Annotated in this window: 15 protein-coding genes and 1 pseudogene; 8 read left to right on the top strand and 8 right to left on the bottom strand. The window is 67.7% G+C overall.

The window, feature by feature from the left end; all coding sequences use genetic code 11:
- The 7 genes and pseudogenes from GF399_00175 to GF399_00145 all read right to left on the bottom strand — a co-directional run.
- On the bottom strand, nucleotides 1–608 hold a 608-nt coding region (locus GF399_00175; protein MBD3398731.1), incomplete at its 3' end, for a DNRLRE domain-containing protein.
- A gap of 317 nt (nucleotides 609–925) precedes the next feature.
- Nucleotides 926–1,072 (bottom strand): annotated as a pseudogene (locus GF399_00170) (IS1595 family transposase).
- A gap of 406 nt (nucleotides 1,073–1,478) precedes the next feature.
- Nucleotides 1,479–2,108: a DNRLRE domain-containing protein gene (locus GF399_00165; protein ID MBD3398730.1), complete on the bottom strand. Its 630-nt coding sequence runs from the start codon at nucleotides 2,106–2,108 to the stop codon at nucleotides 1,479–1,481.
- Nucleotides 2,109–2,170: 62 nt separating this feature from the next.
- On the bottom strand, nucleotides 2,171–2,779 hold the full coding sequence (locus GF399_00160; GenBank protein MBD3398729.1) for a DNRLRE domain-containing protein: 609 nt from the start codon (nucleotides 2,777–2,779) through the stop codon (nucleotides 2,171–2,173).
- Nucleotides 2,780–2,931: 152 nt separating this feature from the next.
- Nucleotides 2,932–3,561 carry a DNRLRE domain-containing protein gene (locus GF399_00155; protein ID MBD3398728.1) on the bottom strand — a complete coding sequence of 210 codons (630 nt, stop codon included), beginning with the start codon at nucleotides 3,559–3,561 and terminating at the stop codon, nucleotides 2,932–2,934.
- Nucleotides 3,562–3,730: 169 nt separating this feature from the next.
- Nucleotides 3,731–3,979, bottom strand: coding sequence for a hypothetical protein (locus tag GF399_00150; protein ID MBD3398727.1), 249 nt, complete (start codon nucleotides 3,977–3,979; stop codon nucleotides 3,731–3,733).
- A gap of 33 nt (nucleotides 3,980–4,012) precedes the next feature.
- Nucleotides 4,013–4,726 carry a hypothetical protein gene (locus tag GF399_00145; GenBank protein MBD3398726.1) on the bottom strand — a complete coding sequence of 238 codons (714 nt, stop codon included), beginning with the start codon at nucleotides 4,724–4,726 and terminating at the stop codon, nucleotides 4,013–4,015.
- Between the two features lie 334 nt (nucleotides 4,727–5,060).
- On the opposite strand from GF399_00145, the gene GF399_00140 reads away from it, so the two are divergent.
- The 8 genes from GF399_00140 (at nucleotide 5,061) to GF399_00105 (ending at nucleotide 15,765) form a co-directional block, all read left to right on the top strand.
- The gene (locus GF399_00140; GenBank protein MBD3398725.1) at nucleotides 5,061–6,554 is read left to right on the top strand and encodes a hypothetical protein; all 1,494 of its coding nucleotides are present in this window, start codon (nucleotides 5,061–5,063) and stop codon (nucleotides 6,552–6,554) included.
- Complete coding sequence (locus tag GF399_00135; GenBank protein MBD3398724.1) at nucleotides 6,554–7,366, top strand: TIGR00282 family metallophosphoesterase; 813 nt, start codon at nucleotides 6,554–6,556, stop codon at nucleotides 7,364–7,366. Before GF399_00140 ends, GF399_00135 begins: the two co-directional genes overlap by 1 nt.
- Entirely contained in the window at nucleotides 7,353–8,714 is a 1,362-nt protein-coding gene (locus GF399_00130; protein ID MBD3398723.1) for a hypothetical protein, read from the top strand. Before GF399_00135 ends, GF399_00130 begins: the two co-directional genes overlap by 14 nt.
- A gap of 21 nt (nucleotides 8,715–8,735) precedes the next feature.
- Nucleotides 8,736–9,704 carry an ABC transporter substrate-binding protein gene (locus GF399_00125; GenBank protein ID MBD3398722.1) on the top strand — a complete coding sequence of 323 codons (969 nt, stop codon included), beginning with the start codon at nucleotides 8,736–8,738 and terminating at the stop codon, nucleotides 9,702–9,704.
- The gene (locus tag GF399_00120; GenBank protein MBD3398721.1) at nucleotides 9,701–10,441 is read left to right on the top strand and encodes a ComF family protein; all 741 of its coding nucleotides are present in this window, start codon (nucleotides 9,701–9,703) and stop codon (nucleotides 10,439–10,441) included. The genes GF399_00125 and GF399_00120 overlap by 4 nt, the downstream gene beginning before the upstream one ends.
- A gap of 340 nt (nucleotides 10,442–10,781) precedes the next feature.
- Complete coding sequence (locus tag GF399_00115; GenBank protein MBD3398720.1) at nucleotides 10,782–11,870, top strand: hypothetical protein; 1,089 nt, start codon at nucleotides 10,782–10,784, stop codon at nucleotides 11,868–11,870.
- 193 nt (nucleotides 11,871–12,063) lie between these two features.
- Complete coding sequence (locus GF399_00110; protein MBD3398719.1) at nucleotides 12,064–14,502, top strand: DEAD/DEAH box helicase; 2,439 nt, start codon at nucleotides 12,064–12,066, stop codon at nucleotides 14,500–14,502.
- 372 nt (nucleotides 14,503–14,874) lie between these two features.
- The gene (locus tag GF399_00105; GenBank protein ID MBD3398718.1) at nucleotides 14,875–15,765 is read left to right on the top strand and encodes an MBL fold metallo-hydrolase; all 891 of its coding nucleotides are present in this window, start codon (nucleotides 14,875–14,877) and stop codon (nucleotides 15,763–15,765) included.
- Between the two features lie 100 nt (nucleotides 15,766–15,865).
- On the opposite strand, the gene GF399_00100 is transcribed toward GF399_00105, so the two are convergent.
- Nucleotides 15,866–16,741 (bottom strand): hypothetical protein, encoded by an 876-nt coding sequence (locus tag GF399_00100; protein ID MBD3398717.1) that lies wholly within the window; start codon nucleotides 16,739–16,741, stop codon nucleotides 15,866–15,868.
- Nucleotides 16,742–16,840 lie beyond the last annotated feature (99 nt).

The following is a 16,840-nucleotide window of genomic DNA, read 5'->3' as shown; positions in this document are numbered from 1 at the left end:
TCCAGAGTCTTGATCGTGCCCCAACTGGCCGGCTCGACGGCGCTGGGGGTGTAGTCCAGCTCCAGCTTGGGCCGGTAGTCGGCGTCATCGGTCTCGCCGGACTGGGTGGAAAGCATCTCGTCGACGCCGCCGTTGTCGAAGAGGCAGAAACCGTGATTCTCGTAGACGCCGTCGAGCATATTCTGCACGAAGCCGGTAACGTCGATCTCCTGCCAGCGGTAGATGGTGACGTACTCGAACTGGTAGCTGGCGTGGACGCCGGGCATGGTGTTCCAGGTCAGGGTCGCCTCGTCCCAGGCGGCGTCGCAGGGGCCGATCTGCAGGGTGCCCGGGCTCATCACGTGCTCGGCGAAGATGCACAGCTTGGCCTCGTTGACCGTGGCCCCCATGTAGGCGTCGAGCTCGGTGAACTCGATGAACATGCAATGGGCGCCGTCGGCATATCCCGGTGCGGCGACGCAGAGGAAGAGGTCGTCGGTGGGGGTGTCGGGATGCTCCTGGGAGGTGTGGGTGTCGTTGCTCAGCGCTCCGTCGGGCTGCAGGGTGACGGTGTCGCCGAGGGCGGCGCAGGCGAAAACGACGATCAACAGCGGGATTGTCAGACGCATGGTTTACTCCGGGTTGTGGTTGGGCCGGCGGATCGATCGATTGCCCCAGCAGTTTAGCCGCTGAGCCGGCACGATAATGTGACAATCGTCACTATCGGACCCGACCCGCCTGTTTTATTCCAGCGCTTGAGTCGCTCCGTTTGATCAGGCGACCCGCCCACAGTGGAGTAATAGAGGCATCATGTAACCTGAGCGGACCAATTGAGCAGTGCATCCTGCGGCTAGTCGAGCGCGTTTTCGTCGTCGCGATGCTTGAAGCGGAACGACCTTTTAGTGATCAAGAGTCTGTAGTTACGCTCGAATCCTCAGTGATCGGCTTATCGGCCGCGCTCGGCGTCGCCCCGGAAGCTCTCGAGCCCGTTGATATGGTTCTTTCCGTTGGCGTACTCTTCCTGATGCTTGATGCGCCTGTGGTGGAAGCCGTTGAACGAGAGTTTCTTGTGGGCCCGCCGGCCGTCGGTGTAACGGTGTAGCTGATCGGGTCCAGCTCGGCCTGGCGAGCGGCGGCGCGGCGCTCACTTAATCGATCGTAAGTCGATTGTAAGTCGATTGCACCTTTGGCTGCTGTTTATTAGCGGATATGCCGACCGCCCTGGCCGCGGCGGCCGCCGCAACGCGCAGCCACAATAAGCGAGCTGTCTCTTTTTGCTTCTCTTGAGATAGCTTTGCATATCTTGGTCGTCGAGTATCTTTCCCGCCGCATCTCTTACATTTTCATCTGCCATCGGCCAACTTATGGTGCGCCCTACCCATCACTTATGTTATCAGCAGGTTACAGACAGGTAGCGGTCCGAAGACGGTAGAAGATCCCTAATAGAAAAGGGCGGCCGCCGGGGGGGGACCGCCGCGGATCGGACTCTGGCCGACGGGCTACTCCAGGGCCTTGATCACGCCCCAGCTTACCGGCTCGACGGCGCTATCCTCGATGTCCAGGATCAGCTGGGGGAATTTGGCGAAGTCCCCGCCCTCGTCGGCGGCGATGGCCGACCAGTAGCTGCTCCACCAGTCGTTGTCATAGAGGTGGAAACCGTGATTGGGCAGACTGCCGTCGAGCCATTCCTCGACATGGGTGGTCACGTTTAGGCTCAGCCAGGTTTCCATCTGGGTGGGATTGACGTGCTCAACCTCGCTGCCGGCCACGGCGCCGGGACGGTTGTCCCAGTTCAGAGTGTTCTCGTCCCAGGCGGCGTCGCCGGCAGCCAGGAACCAGCTGCCGTAGGAGACGACGTTGTTGATATACAGGCGCAGCTCCGCCGAGTCGACCTGCCAGCCCAGGTAGTCATCGAGCTCGGTGAACTCGAGGTAGGCCTGGAGGCGCTGGTGGGTGTCGCAGGGAGGTTGCACGGAGATGATGCCGTCGCCCTCGTAGTTCCTCGTCGGATCGGACTCGCAGAAAAAAGCGTCATTGCTGACCTCGTGGTCCGGCTTCAGGGTGACAGTCTCGGCGCAGGTCGCGCAGAGCAGCGGCAGGCTCAGGATGATGACAACGCGTATCAGCATAAGAACCTCGCTGTTCGGGTCCCCGGGTTGTTCCGGATTGCCGGAGGATCAAGCCGGTCGAGCTATGGTCCGACAGCGGCGCTGGTGAACTCGACGATCAGCTTGGGAAAATACTCGGCCTCGCTCCATTTGTCGGCGGCGTAGGCGCTGACGAAGGCGGCCTCGTCGTCGTCGTCGTAGAGACAGAAACCGTGGTTGGGGATAGTGCCGTCGAGCCAGGCCTGGACGTAGTCGGTGACGTCGATGGTATGCCAGGCGTCCGGCTCGCCGGGGTAGGCCAGAGGCTGACGGCTGCGCTCGTAGGTGCCGGGGCGGTTATTCCAGCAGAGATCTTTCTCGGTCCATTCACCGTCGACGGCGCCGAGGGTGAAGGTCCCGCCGCCTTCGAGGTTCTTGACGTAGAGTTGCAGCTCCGCCGCGGCCACGGTACGGCCGAGATGCTCGTCGAGGGCGTCAAAGGCGATGTAGGTATGGGCGTGGGTTTCATCGGGGCCGCCTTCGGCCTCGACCCACAACACGCCCCAACCCTCCATCGCTGTGCCGGGAAAGCTGGCGACGACGAAGGTGTCGCGCCCCGTCTCGACATCGGGCTGGAAGACGACGGTCTCGGCGGCGGCGACGCCGGCTAAAGAGACGAGCAACAACAGGGCTATCAGCGGATAATGCCGCATAGGTTCCCCCCGTTCAAAGTAGGCTTCAGCCTGTAGACGATTCTATTCCCAGGTTAAGTATAGCTGTCTGCGCTCGGAATCCGCCAATCCCCCACAGTGAGAACGGCGGCCGCCGGGGGGCGACCGCCGCGGATCGGACTCTGTCCTACGGGCTACTCCAGGGCCTTGATCACGCCCCAGCTTACCGGCTGGACGGCCTCCTCGGAGAGCTCCAGAGTCAGCTTGGGTCGCACCGTGTCATCGGTGCCGAAGTCGCTGGAGTTGAAGGACAGGTAGCGGTTGTCGGCGTCCTCGTCGAAGAACATGAAGCCGTAGTTGGCCAGGCCGCCGTCGAGCCACTCCTGGACGATGTCGGTGACCTCGACGGCCAGCCAATCCCCGCCGCCCCCGGGATAAGCTGCGCTGCGTTCGGTATGCGGATGGATGGACATGAAGGTGTTCCAGGTCACCGCGTCCTCGGCCCACCAGTAGTCGCAGGCCCCGATTTCGACTTCCCCGCCGTCGCCTTCGACGCCGACGGTGTAGACTTCGAGCAGAGCGGAGAGGACCAGGCGTCCCTCGTGGTAGACCAGGTCGATGAACTGCAGCAGGGCGTGCTGCCCCTGGTCCTGATGGTCCGGGGTGGCCACGCGCAGGAGCGGATTGTAGCCGTAGTTGTTGTCCGGGTAGAGCTCCCAGCAGAAGGCGTCGTAGCTTTTCTGCTGTCCGGGTTGGAGGATGACGGTCTCCGCCGTGGCGGCGAGGACGAGGAGGCAGAGCAGGCAGACGACGGCGCGTTTCATGGCGGCTCCTGAGGCGACTTCCGAAGGGTCATGGTGTCGTTCGTCCAATCCAGTCTAGCAGTCGGAAGCGCCCGACGTCCAGTTCAGTCTGCCACAACGACGGTCACCCTGTACCTTTGAATGGGAAAGGGGACCGCCCACGGACGGTCCCGGCTCCCGGACGGTCCGGTTAGACCGCCATGCCGATGATAACCAGAATGTAGCCGATGGAGCGAACGCCGATCAGCGTCTCGGTGATGCCCGGATTGCCGGCGATGCCGAAGATGTTGAAAGCGTGGCTGATGGCGTACATGGTGAAACCCAGCCCGACGTAGAGGTAGGCCTTGACGTCGGTCTTGCGGTATTTTATGACACCCAGGATCAGGATGGCGATGCAGAAGACCAGGTTGACCAGTCTTATCCAGGGAAAGCTGCCCATGGTTTCCTCCCTTGTTGGGGTTGGGTTGACCGCTTACACTTCGGGAAAGATCACGCCGACGGTATCGCCCCTGCCGACGCCCAGCAGCTTGGCGTCGACGGGGGTCAGGGCGGCCTCGCCCGCGCCGGAGACCCAGGCGATCTCCAGCTCGACGGTGTCGCCGTCGGCGCCCTCCAGCAAACAGCTTTCGCGGGTCCGGTACTCCTCGAGTCCGTCGCCGCCCAGACTGACGCGTCCGGGCTGGGCCCCCAGGCCGCTGGCGATCTTCACCCGCAGTTTCAGCGCCCCGGTCGAGCCACCGCCGAACAGCTCGAGGAAGGGCCGCAGGCGCTTCTCCCGGGGCAGCTCCAACAGGCGCCAAACAACTGCGGCGGCCAGCAGCTCCGGCCGGCCGGTCAGGCTCGAGGCCGGCGGCTCCAGACCGCGCTGCGCCAGCACCCGACGAACGTGCCCGTACTCCAGTTGCACCGTCAGCTCCTCCGGCACGGGCGACTCCAGCTCGGCCTGCAGCGCCTGCCGCCCGTCGGCGCCGAACAGCTCGCCCACCAGCGGCAAAAAACCGACGAGGAACAGGCGGGCCTCGTCGGCCTCGAGCCGACCGGTGTTGAGCGCCTTGGGCACCGGACGCAGGATGTGTTCGAGAACGTGGAGGGACAGATGCTCGGGCGCGGTGCCCTTGAGGCCGGTCAGCGGCAGGTAGTCGCCCACCAGCCCGATGAAGTGCCGGATCAGCTCACGTTCTTCCATAAAGCGCCGTCTCCCTTGAAAGCGTCTGACTGTCCAGTCGTCTATTGTCCCGTTGATGGAATGTTGATGGAATAGCATAAGGGATATGCATATGATACTTTCAAGCTATATGATAGTAGATTTTTCTTATGTGAGTGTCAAGGCCGTTTTCTTGTCATCATGATATAAGTTGCTGCTGATATTACGGTTAGCATACGCTGAATCGAGTGGAACACCGGCGGATGAACCAAGAAGCGTTGACGGCTCCAAAGCCGCGCCCCGAAACGACGGCCGCGAGACGACGCTGGGGCGGTCCGCCGTGCTATACTAGACGGCGGACAAAGCACCGACAACAATGAAAAAGAGAAACCTCAAAGAACGCTTGGCCCGCCTGGGTGCGCCGACCTCCCGCGATCGCGCCGACGAAACGTGCGACGAAACGTCCGACGAAACGTCCGAAGAGACCCCCGTCGGTAGCGACGACACCGCCGCGCCGGGGGCGGGGGAGCAGGCCGCTCCGGGTACTCAATCGGACATCGCTCCGGTTAAGGACGTCGCCTCGGCCAAGGAGCGGCTCAGGCGCCTGCTGGCCGCCAAGGGCCGCGGGCTGGAGTTCGCCGAGGCGGTCAAGCGCCTCGACGCTCCGCCCCGTCCCGCGCCCCGCCGCGCCGAACGCCTCGACCTCGACGCCGTCGTCGACGGCGACTGGCGTGAAACCGCCCACGGACACGTCTTCGTCGTCGAACACCTGCACCCCCTCGACGAGGGTCACGCCGGGGTCAGCCTCGGGGACCTGCTGGACTGCGGCACCGCCGGGCTCGCCGGCCTGGAGAGCCGCTGCCCGGCGGACTTCGACTTCTCCCGGGCCGTCTTTCTGGACACCGAGACCACGGGGCTGGCCGGCGGCACGGGCACGCTGCCCTTCCTCGTCGGCGTCGGCCGCTTCACCGCCGCGGGCTACCTGCTGCGGCAACTGTTCATCGACTCCCCGGCCGCCGAGCGCGGCCAGCTCGACCTGCTGGCCGAATGGCTCGACGACTGCTCCGGCCTGGTGACCTACAACGGCCGGGCCTTCGACTGGCCCCTGCTGCGCACCCGCTATCTGCTCAACGGCCTGCGGCCGAGCTTCATCGAGCGCACCCCGGACCACGTCGACCTGCTGGCCTGGGCCCGCCGTCTGTGGCGCCACCGCCTGCCGAGCTGCTCCCTGGCCGAGGTCGAGCGCGGCGTGCTGGCCGTCGAGCGCCACGGCGACATCCCCGGCGCCGAGATCCCGGCTCTCTACTTCGCCTATCTGCGCGGCGCCCCGGTCACCGAACGCCTCGGCCGGATCTTCTACCATAACGAGCAGGACATCTGCAGCCTGCCCGTGCTGGCCGCCCGGGCCCTGCGCCTGGCCGCCGAGCCCCTCCAACACTACCAGTGCCCGACCGAGCTATTTGGGCTCGGGTTGCTCGATTACTACACTGACGTGCGCTCCGAGCTCTGGGAGGCCGCCCTGGCCGAGGGCCTGGATGATGAGCTGCGCCGCCGGGCCTGCTGGGAACTCAGCCTGCACTACAAGCGCGCCGCGGATTTCGAGCGGGCCCGTCCGCTGTGGGCCGAGCTGCGCCGCGGTCCTTACGACGCCCGCCCCTACGAAGAGGAGGCCAAGTTCCTCGAACACCGCGTCGGCCGTTACGCCGAAGCCGCCGAGCTGGTCGAGGAGGCCCTGGGCCGGGCGCGACGGGTGCTGACCGATCCGGTGCGCCGCGAGCGGGACCTCGCCCGCCTGGAGCACCGCCGCGAACGCCTGCGACGCCGCCTGGCCGGTCGCGATGTTACCCCGCCGCAGGAGGAAGAACCTTGATCCGTCTGCTGTTCCTCGGCGACGTTTTCGGCCGCCCCGGCCGCCGGGTCGTCCGCGAGCTGCTGCCCGGGCTGCGCCGGGAGTTCGAGCCGAGCCTGGTGATCGCCAACGTCGAAAATGCCGCCGGCGGCGCCGGGATCTCGCCCAAGCCCTTCAAGCAGCTCCGCGCCGCCGGGATCGACGTGATGACCTCGGGCAACCACATCTGGGACCAGCGGCCGGGCTACGAGCTGCTCGACAACGAGCCCTGTCTGCTGCGCCCGCGCAACTACCCCGCCGGAGTTCCCGGCCGCGGCTGCGGCGTCTTCGCGGTCCCGCCGGGTCGTCGCGGCGCCGGCGTCCGTGTCGGCGTCCTCAACCTCCAGGGCCGGGTCTTCATGCCCAACACCGACTGCCCGTTCCGCGCCGCCGACGCCGCCCTGACCGGGCTGACCAACGAGGGAGCCGCCGTAGTCTTCGTCGATTTCCACGCCGAGGCCACCAGCGAGAAGATCGCCCTGGGGCTGCACCTCGACGGCCGCGTCGGCGCCGTCGTCGGCACCCACACCCACGTCCAGACCGCCGACGAGCGCCTGTTGCCCAACGGCACGGCCTACCTCTCCGACGCCGGGATGTGCGGACCCCGCGACGGCGTCATCGGCGTCACCCCGGCCGAGGTCATGCCGCGCTTTTTGACCGCGCTGCCCTTCCGCGCCACCCCGGCCAAGGGTCCGGCCGCGCTGCGCGGCGTGATCGTCGACCTCGACGAAGCGACGGCTCGCGCCGTCTCGATCCAGCGACTGCAACGAAGCGAGGAAGATGAAGCCCGCTAAACGAATCGCCGTCGTCGGCGCCAACGCCGCCGGTCTGGCCGCCGCCTCGCGGGCCAAACGCCGCGACCCCGCCGCCGCGGTCGTCGTCCTCGAGGCCGGTTCCGTCCCCAGCGTTTCCAACTGCAACTTCGCCTACGTCCTCTCCGGCCGCCTGGACGACCCCGCCCGCGTCGTCGCCCACCCACCCGAGTACTTCAGTAAGGGCCGCGGCCTGGACCTGCGGCTGGAGTCCCCTGTCGTCGAGGTCCAGCCGGCACGACGCCTCTTGCGCGTCGCCCCACGGGAGGCTGCGCCCTACGAGCTGAGCTACGACCGCCTGGTCTATACCGCCGGCGCCCTGGCCCGCCGCCTCGAGATCCCCGGTCGCGACGCCGGCGGGGTCTTCGCCCTGCACTCCTACGACGACCTCGTCGAAGCCCACCTCTACCTGCAGGAGCGGCGGCCCCGGCGCATCGCCGTCGTCGGTTGCGGCTTCAAGGGCCTCGGTGCGGCCTGCGCCCTGGCCCAACGCGGCGAAGTGGCCCTGGTCTGCGCCGCCGACAACCCCCTCGGCCTGGCCCCGTCCGTCGCCGCCCGCCTCAACAAACACCTGGAGAAGCTCGGGATCACCGTCCAGCGCGGCGCCCGGGTCAACGGCTACCTCCACGGCCGCGACGGCCGCCTCGTCGCCGTCGAAACCGACGCCGGACGCCTGGAGGCCGAGGCCGCGCTGGAACTCGTTGGTGTGATCCCCAACCTGGTCCCGTTGGGCGACCGACTGAAAACCGAGCGTTCCTCGGGCGCCCTGGTCGTCGACGCCCGCCAGGAAACCAGCGTCGACGGCGTATTCGCCGCCGGGGACTGCGCCACCGTGCGCCACGCCCTGCGCAGCGGACGCTTCCATCTGCCCAACGGCGCCTACGCCAACCGGGCCGGTCGCACCGCCGGCGCCAACGCCGCCGGGGACGCCGAGAAAACCACGCCGGTGCTGGGCACCCGGGCCACGGAGCTCCACGGCTTCGAGCTGAGCCGTACGGGTCTGGACCCCGCCCAGGCCGCCGCCGCCGGTTACGACACCACCCTGGTCGAGATCCGCGTTCTGCCCCACGCCACCTTCCACAAGCCCCGGACCTACCTGGACTGCGCCGCCGTCGTCGAGCGCCCGACGGGCCGCCTGCTGGGTGTCCAACTAGCCGGGGAGTACGGCGCCAACCACCGCATCAACTCAGCCGCCACGGTCATCCACGCCGGAATGAGCGTCGGCGAGGCCGCCCGCTTGGACTACGCCTACCACCCCGCGGCCTCCCCCGTCTGGGATCCGCTGCTGGTCCTCTTCCGCGCCGCCGAAAAGGAACTGGCGCTCGGCTGAGCCAACCGACGAAACGCCGTCATGAACGACCTCCGCCCTTCACTACGCCGCCGATGCGCACGGCGCCCGGAAACATCCTCCGGTCAGCTTCGGCGATACGCCCACCACCTCCTCCTCGCCCTCCTCTGCGCCCTGGGCGCCTGCGCGGACGAGGGTCGCCGCACGCCCGACTCCACGACGCTGAGCGTCGTCGACGACGCCGGCCGCACCGTGGCCCTGACCGAACCGGCCCACCGCATCGTGGCCTGCAGCCCCGACGCCGCCGAGGTCGTCGCCGCCCTGGACGCCGAGCTGCTGGTCGGCCGCTCCAGCTTCGCCGACCACCCGCCGGAGATACTGGAGCTGCCCGTCGTCGGCGACTTCTCCCACCCAGATCCGGAGCTGATCGCCGCCCTGCGGCCCGACCTGGTCATCCTGGCCGGTCTGGAACAGGCCCCGCTGCTGGCCAAGCTCGACACCCTGGGCCTGACCGCCTACGTCCACCAACCCGCCAAACTCACCGACCTGGTCGAAGCCTTACGGCGGCTGGGAATACTCCTCGACCGCCGGGAAACCGCCGCTACGTCAGCCGCCGAACTGGAACGGACACTGGCTGAAGCCGCTTCACGCCGCCCCGCCGTGCCCCCCCGCGTCTACCTCGAAATCAGCGCCGAGCCGCTGATGGCCGCCTGCCGGGGCAGTCTGCAGCACGATCTGCTCACCGCCGTCGGCGCCGTCAACGTCTTCGCCGAACTGCCCCGGGCCTACCATCGCGTCGAGCCCGAGGCCGTCCTGGCCGCCGCGCCGGAGATCATCATCCTCCTCGACGGCGCCACCAACCCGGCGGACGTCGAGAGCAGAACGGGTTGGGGCGAGCTGCCCGCCGTCCGCCGGGGCCGCGTCTACTCCCTCGATCCGGACCTCCACACCCGGGCCGGGCCCCGGATCGTCGCGGCCCTGAAGGACCTCAGCGCTATCGTCAACGATTATAAAAACGGCCTCGAACCATGAAACTCGCCCAAACGCTCAAGGAAGGGCTCGACGGCCTGCTGCGCCTCGTCTATCCGCCGGCCTGCGTCCTCTGCGGTCACCGCCTGCCGCCGGGACGGCGTCTGGGGCTCTGCGACCCCTGCTGGCTGTCCGTCGAACTCGTCAAGGCTCCCGTCTGCGAGACCTGCGGCCGCCCCCTCAACGACGACGAACGGCCCGCGGGATTGTGCTTCGACTGCCGCCTGCTGCCGCCGCCCCTGGTCATCCGGGCCGCCGCCCTCTACCGTGAACCTCTGGTCAGCCTGATCTACCTCTGCAAGTACGATTTCTGGCCCACGGCGGCGCGGCAACCCGCCGAACTCCTCGTCGAGCGCGCCCACGCCCTCTTCGGCTCCTGGCGCCCCCACGTCGTCGCGCCCGTACCGCTGCACAGCAAACGCCTGCGCTGGCGCGGCTTCAACCAGAGCGAGCTGCTGGCCCGCCCCCTGGCCGAGATGTGGGGCGCGCCTCTCGCCGACGGCCTGCTGCGCGTCCGCGATACCGTGCCCCAGGTGCGCCTGCCCGACGAGGCCCGCCGGGAGAACCTGCGCGAGGCCTTCGCCGTCGACGAAGCAACGGCTCTGGACGGCAAGCGGGTGCTCCTCGTCGACGACGTCACCACCACCGGGGCCACCCTGGCCGAGGGCGCCCGCGCCCTGCGCGCCGCCGGCGCCCGCGAGGTGGCCGCCTACGTCGTCGCCCGTCCGGCCTCCAGTTGACCGCCACCCTCACCCGCGAGCGGTCTGCTCCAGGCCTGCCGCGCCGGACCTTTGAAAAACAGGCGCCCGGCGGCCCGGCACCGTCAACGACCTCCGCACCCCGGAACCGGCACAGTTTTTGCATCTCGCTGAACCTGACAACAACCCGGCGGTGTCAACTCCGCAAAAACCGTGCCGGTTCCGACCGCGGTCTTCAAACGTTCCCGGTTCGTCCTGTTTTTCAAAGGTCCGGCCGCTCCATGACGGCGGCGGGGCCGAACGCCCAACCGGATAACGGCTCGCGGCCGCGTAAGCTCGGCACGCACAATCCCGCTGAAACGGGCCCGACAGAGCCCGTCTGATGGAGGAAACGCCGACCATGGACCTGCCGCTCAAGACCGCCGACTGGTTGATGAAGGGCCCGGCCTTCGTGCGCTACCGGGCGCTCGAGGACCTGCTGCCCGCCGTGGTCACCGTCAGGGATGCCTACGCGCTACGGGCCGCGTTGACCACGGAACCCCTCGTCGCCGGCCTGATCGACGAGGTCAACGCCTGGGAGGAGCAGCCGCCGATCAAGAACCACAACAACGCCGCCCATCCGCTGCACAAGCTGGTCTTCCTGGCCGAGATCGGCGTGCCCGCCGCGAGGCTGCAACCCGCGATCGATACCATCCTGGCCCACCAGTCGCGCGAGGGCCCCTTCCAGGTGCGCAGCAGCTTGCCCAGAGCCTTCGGCGGCGACGGTCGCGAGCGCTGGACGTGGTTCGCCACCGACGCCCCGCTGATCAGCTACGCCCTGGTCAAGCTGGGCCTGGGCAACGACGATCGCGTCCGCCGCAGTGTCGATTACATCCTCTCGCGCCAGGAAGACTACGGCAGCCCCTGCTATGCCGATCCGACCCACGGCCCCGAGTTCAACGGCCCCGGCAAGCGCGACGAGCCCTGCCCCTACGCCTCGCTGATAACCCTGCGTCTGTTCTCGGCCCTGCCGGAGCTGCGCGAGAGCGCCGCCGCCGACCGGCTGATCGACTGTCTGCTCCAGCACTGGAGCGAGCGCCGGACCGGACGCAAACACTACCTCTTCGGTATCGGCACCACCTTCGGCCGCCCCAAGGCCCCGCGAATCTGGTACGATATCGTCCACTTCGCCGACGTCCTCAGCCGCTTCCCCCGCTGCCGCTACGAAACGGCCTTCGCCGAGCTCCTCGACCATCTGCGGAGTAAGCGGGACACCGACGGTCGCGTCAAGGCCGAATCCGTCTGGCTCAAATGGAACCCCGACGGCCGCAGCTCCAAACAACCCAAAGGCGACGAGGAGTTCCCCGCGGGCCAGGTCGTCGGCGACGACCTGGTCAATTGGTCGGGCTGGGAGTTCGTCCAGAAGCGCCGGCCCTCGCGCTGGCTGACCCTGCTGGTCTGGACGATCCTCAAACGCGCCGGCGACGCCTGACCGGCGACTCGGCGAGGCGCCGGCGGGCTTCTTGCCCGCGGTTTTCGCCCTGGCGAAAACCGCGGAATGCAAGAAGCGTGACGGCGCCGGGCTGGGCGGCGAAGCTGATAGACGGCCGAGCTCCGGCGGAACGCCCGTCTCCGGGCCAACGACCCTTGAGTCCCAAACCAACCCCCCATCCAGGCGAAGCAGCATGGCCAAAGGCATCGACAGCGTCCTGGCGTCGCTCAAGCGGCCGCCCTACCGCGAGAGCATCACCCACTGGCGGGTGCTGCCGCCGCGGACGGCCCAGTACGCCGACTTTCCCGACTTCCTCCACCCCCGTTTGGTCGAGGTCATCCGCGCCACGGGCATCGAGCGCCTCTACACCCACCAGCGCGAGGCGATCGAGTTGATCGGCGCCGGCGAAAACGTCGTCATCCAGACGCCGACGGCCTCGGGCAAGACGCTGTGCTACAACCTGCCCGTCCTCGACGCCGTGCTGCGCGATCCGGACAGCCGCGCCCTGTACCTCTTTCCCACCAAGGCCCTTGGGATGGACCAGATGGTCGAGCTGGCCAAGCTGGCCGAGAAGCTCGACCCGGCGATCACCGCCAACACCTACGACGGCGACACCCCGGCCGACGTGCGGCGCAAGATCCGCCGCTCGGGCAACGTCATCGTCAGCAACCCCGACATGCTCCACGCCGGTATCCTGCCCCACCACACCAAATGGCTGTCCCTGTTCGAGCACCTCAAGTACGTGGTCATCGACGAGCTGCACACCTACCGCGGGGTCTTCGGCAGCCACATGGCCAATGTCCTGCGGCGCCTGCGGCGCGTGGCCCGCTTCTACGGCGCGGACCCCGTTTTCATCCTCTGCTCGGCGACGATCGCCAACCCCCGCGAGCTGGCCGAAGCCTTGCTCGACGAGCCCGTCGAGCTGGTCGATCAATCCGGCGCGCCGACGGCCGAGAAACACTTCCTGCTCTACAACCCCCCCATCGTCCAGGCCAACACCGGGATGCGCGAGTCCTACATCATGCACGCCCGCCGGCTGGCGGCCAAGTTCCTCGAGGCCGACGTCCAGACCATCGTCTTCGCCACCTCGCGCATCAACACCGAGGTCCTGGTGCGCTACCTCAAGGACGTCGTCGAGCGCTCGCCGGACCGCCGGGGCTGGGTCCGCGGCTACCGCGGCGGCTACCTGCCGCGGATGCGCCGGGAGATCGAACGCGGCCTGCGCGACGGCAGCGTTCGCGGCGTGGTCTCCACCAACGCCCTCGAGCTGGGTATCGACATCGGCAAGCTCGACTGCTGCATTATCTCCGGCTACCCCGGCTCCGTGGCCAGCACCTGGCAGCAGGCCGGACGCGCCGGACGGCGCTCGGGCAGCTCCGTGGCCGTCTATTTGGCCCGCAACCTGCCCCTGGACCAGTACGTCGCCCAGCACCCCGAATTCCTCTTCGAACAGTCCCCCGAGCACGCCCGCATCAACGCCGACAACCTGCTGATCCTGCTCGAGCACGTCAAGTGCGCCTGTTTCGAGATGCCCTTCGCCGAGGGCGAGACCTTCGGCGGGGAGAACCTGGAGGAGATTCTCGAGCTGCTCGAGGAGGGCGAGCTGGTCCACCGGGCCGAGGACCGCTGGTACTGGATGGCCGACGCCTACCCGGCCCAGGAGGTCTCCCTGCGTTCGCTGACCCGGGACAACTTCGTCATCGTCGAACGAGCCGGACGCCCCGCCATGGGCAGCGGCGCTTCGGGGGAGACTTTCGACGAACGCCTGGAGCGCTCCGGCATCAACCGCCCCCGGGTCATCGGCGAGATCGATTACTCCGGCGCCTTCTACCACATCTTTCCCAAGGCCGTCTACGTCCACGACGGCGTCCAGTACCAGGTCGAGGAGCTGGACTTCGACAACCGCAAGGCCTACGTCCGTCGCGGCGACTTCGATTACTACACCGACGCCGAGGACAAGACGGCGGTCCACGTCCTCGACATCTTCGACGAGGGCCCGCCGACCCCCGCCCGCCCCCACTACGGCGAGGTCCACGTCGCCAACAAGGTCGTCGGCTTCAAGAAGATCCGCTACTACACCCAGGAGAACGTCGGCTACGGCGAGGTCGAACTGCCCGAGCGCGAGATGTCGACCACGGCTTACTGGGCCCGGCTCGACGGCGGCTTCCTCGCCGGGCTGGACTACAACAAAGCCGAACTCGTCGCCGGACTCTACGGGGCCAAGTACGCCCTGCACAACCTGGCGGCCTTCGTCTTGATGTGCGAGGTGCGCGATCTGGGCACCGCCCTGGGCGCCGAGCGCGAGGGCGAGCCGCTGAAGAACCTCTGGTCCGCCGGCGACCCCTTCGCCGAGTCCGTCGGCGAGGAGTTTCAGCCCCAACTGTTCCTCTACGACAACTACCCCGGCGGTATCGGCTTCTCGGAAAAACTCTACGCCCTGCACGCCCAGCTCTGGGAGGGGGCGCGCCAGCGGGTGGCCGAGTGCCCCTGCAGCCACGGCTGCCCCTCTTGCATCGGCCCGGCGCTGGAAACCGTCGGCCCCAGCGGCAGGGTGATCCCCGTCCCCCGACGCAAGCAGGCGGCCTTGACCATCCTGGCCCGGGGTGACCAGTCCGCCGGCGAGACCCGTTAGCCGTCGTTCAGCGCAATACCACTCCCGGCGCCGCGGAACCGGCACGGTTTTTGCATCTCGGCGTCCGTTGCCGCGGCGCTCAACGTGCCGCCTCCGCAAAAACCGTGCCGGTTCCGCTTGAACCAGGTCCGTGCCGCAGGGTGTCTCGACGGGTCTCGCCGGCGGAGCTTACCCGTCCAGCGCTACACGCCCGGCGGACGAGGACTTGCGAGTCTCGGTCTGCCGGACCGCCGTTAACAGATTATTGAGCAGCCGCGACTCAGCACGGGAATTGTCTCCATCGGGCGCATCAAACAACCCGGGCTGTTATCTGGCGTCTAGTAACGCTGATAAGCCTTCCGGCTCTGTTACAAGACGCTGGAACTATCTCGCATGAATCATCCGCTGCCGTTGTCTGTCAGCCGACCAGGAAGCGCTCGGGTGAGAACAATGCTTAACCCGAAGCCCAGAGAAATCGCCCCCGGCGTGCACTGGCTGTCCTGCGGCCTGTTGGCGGGCAACGTCTACTTCGTCCGTTCGGGTATGAACTGGGCGCTGATCGACACCTCCGTCGCCGGGAACGCCGGGGCCATCAAGCGCGCCGCCGACGGGCTCTGCGGTTCCGACACTCCGCCCGCCGCCATCCTGCTGACCCACGTCCATCCGGATCACGCGGGAGCGGCACCGGAGCTGGCCCGGAGCTGGGGCTGCCCGGTCTACGTGCCGGAGCCCGAGCTGCCCCTGGCCATCGCCGAAGACCTGGCGACGCTGGAGCGTTTCGCCATTCCGCTGGACCACTGGATCGTCCTGCCCATCATGCGGAGGCTGTCGCAGGAGAAGGTCTCAGCTATCCTGGCCGAACAAAGCCTGGCGAATTGCGCCCGGCCCCTCAAACCCGGCGGCGTGCCGGGGATGCCCGGCTGGACCGCTGTCGCCGCGCCGGGTCACACTCCGGGGCAGTTGGTCTTCCGGCGCGCCGACGACGGGGTGCTGCTGGCCGGCGACGCCGTCCTGACCGTCGACGCCGGGTCCCTCGTCGGCCTGACGGCGGCTTTCTTGCGACCGAACCGGGCGCGGGTCTCGCCGCCGGCGCCGTACACCAACCGGGACCAGCGGCGGGCGATGGAAACCCTCGCCGTTCTGGCCGAGCTGGAGCCCCGGGTGTTGGCCACGGGCCACGGCCCACCGCTGCTCGACGGCCCCGGACGAGAGGGCCACACGGCTGAGCTGCTGCGCCGCTGCGCCCGCCGGGCAGCCCGGCGTCGCCGAAGGCTGTGGCAGTGACGGCGCAGTCCGCGCGACGGTAACGCCGTCCACAGTACTGATACAAAGAAAACGGCGCCGGTCTCCCGGCGCCGTTCGCAGAAATGTCTTGCCGCGCGGGCTACATACCGTCGCCGTTGTTGAGGGCTTTGCTACCGTCGGCGTCGCTCTCGCCCGGGGAATCATCGGCATCATCTGTGTCATCGTCAGTGGAATCGTCAGTGGAATCGTCGAAGGCCCCAGAGCCCTCGACGCGCTCCAGACCGAGCTCGGCGTCGCGCTCGATGTTCCAGGCGACCCACTGGTCGTCGGCCTCCTCCTGGAGGGTGAACTCGCCGGACTCGCCGACGGCGCCGTCGCCGCCGATATAGATCTGGGTCATCTTCTCCAGCAGCAGCTGCTCCCACTCCTCCTCGGAGACCTCGACGGGTCCGGAGACTTCGTGGGGTCCGACGACCTCGTGGCGACCAGTGCCGCCGGAGCCCTCGGCGCTCTCGGTCTCCCAGAAGTGGGGTCCCTCGAGGGCGGCCATGGGGTTCCAGAGCTCGACGCTGCCGGTGTATACGCGCAGCAGGGTGGACTCGTCGGGGTAGATGTCGGCGCGGAAGACGGTCCCGCGCACGGCGGCGGTGGCCGTCGGGGTCTTGACGGCGTAGCCGGAGTCCGAGCTGGTGAAGGGGGTGACGTTGCTCCAGACGCGGCCGCCGGAGCAACTGACCACGGTGGCCTCGCCCAGCCCGCCCGAGGACGAACGTTCGATGGTCAACTGGGCGTTGGAGCCCAACCGGACCAGGGAACCGTCGCCAAAGGTCACCTCGACCCGGGAGCGGGCGCCGGTCATGACCACGTCGCCGTTGTTGAGCTCGGTGTTCAGGCTCGCCGTATGGCTTGAGCCGCCGCGGTAGTAGCTGACGCTGCCGACGAGGTAGGTCACCTCGGCGTCGGCCAGGGCGGTCAGGGCCAGGAGCAGCAGCAGTAACAGAACGGTTTTCTTCATCGGTAATCCTCCTCCCCCGGCGGCGCCGGCGGTCTGAGGCGGGTCTGTCGGTTAGTCAAGAAGGGGTTGAGATTTCCATGACTTCGAACCGCGGTTCGC

The organism is Candidatus Coatesbacteria bacterium (genome assembly GCA_014728225.1).
In the GTDB taxonomy this organism is placed as follows: domain Bacteria; phylum RBG-13-66-14; class RBG-13-66-14; order RBG-13-66-14; family RBG-13-66-14; genus WJLX01.
Note: the sequence above shows the minus strand (reverse complement) of the source record. Positions and strands in the feature narration are given on the sequence as shown.